This window comes from Candidatus Pelagibacter communis (genome assembly GCF_001179945.1).
Lineage (GTDB): Bacteria > Pseudomonadota > Alphaproteobacteria > Pelagibacterales > Pelagibacteraceae > Pelagilacustribacter > Pelagilacustribacter ubique_A.
Genome location: NZ_CVSG01000013.1, coordinates 1 through 682, shown reverse-complemented (window position 1 = coordinate 682; position 682 = coordinate 1). Strand labels below are relative to the sequence as shown.

Genomic DNA, 682 nt, shown 5'->3' with positions numbered 1-682 from the left:
GTTCCTTCATTTAAAGTTTTATATTCACAAGATGAAATTCCTAAAGCAGACGTTACTATCAAAGCTATAGGATATCAGTGGTATTGGGGTTATGAGTACCCAGATGAAAATATAATCTTCGACTCTTATATGATTGATGAAAAAGATTTAAAAGAAAATCAACCTAGATTATTAGCGGTTGACAATGCAGTTTACGTTCCAGTCAACAAAGTTGTAAAGGTTATGATAACTGCAAATGATGTTTTACATGCATGGGCACTACCATCTTTCGGGGTTAAAAGAGACGCAATTCCTGGAAGAATAAATGAGACATGGTTTAAAGCAGATCGAACTGGAACTTTCTACGGCCAGTGTTCTGAGCTATGTGGAATAAAACATGCTTTCATGCCTATCACAGTAAACGTTGTGTCTGAGGATAAGTATAATGAATGGTTAAAGGAAGCAAAAGTTAAATTTGCCAAAGAAGAAATTAATAATAGTATTAAAGTAGCAAAAAAAATTAAGGAGATACAGTAATGTCAGCAACAACTGCAGACCAAGAGCATCACCATAATCCAACAGGTTGGAAGAGATGGGCTTACTCAACTAATCACAAAGACATTGGAACAATGTATCTTATCTTCGCAATTATTGCCGGTATAATTGGATCCGCATTTTCAGTTTTAATGAGAATGGAATTAAT

At 34.6% G+C, this 682-nt stretch carries 1 protein-coding gene and 1 pseudogene; both read left to right on the top strand.

The genetic code is table 11. The annotated features are described in order from the left end of the window. A partial coding sequence (gene coxB / locus AMN78_RS00685) for a cytochrome c oxidase subunit II (RefSeq protein ID WP_075533718.1) occupies window positions 1–516 on the top strand: 516 nt, incomplete at its 5' end. Further along, window positions 516–682 (top strand): annotated as a pseudogene (locus AMN78_RS04265) (cytochrome c oxidase subunit I); the annotation flags it as partial. The gene coxB and the pseudogene AMN78_RS04265, both read left to right, overlap by 1 nt.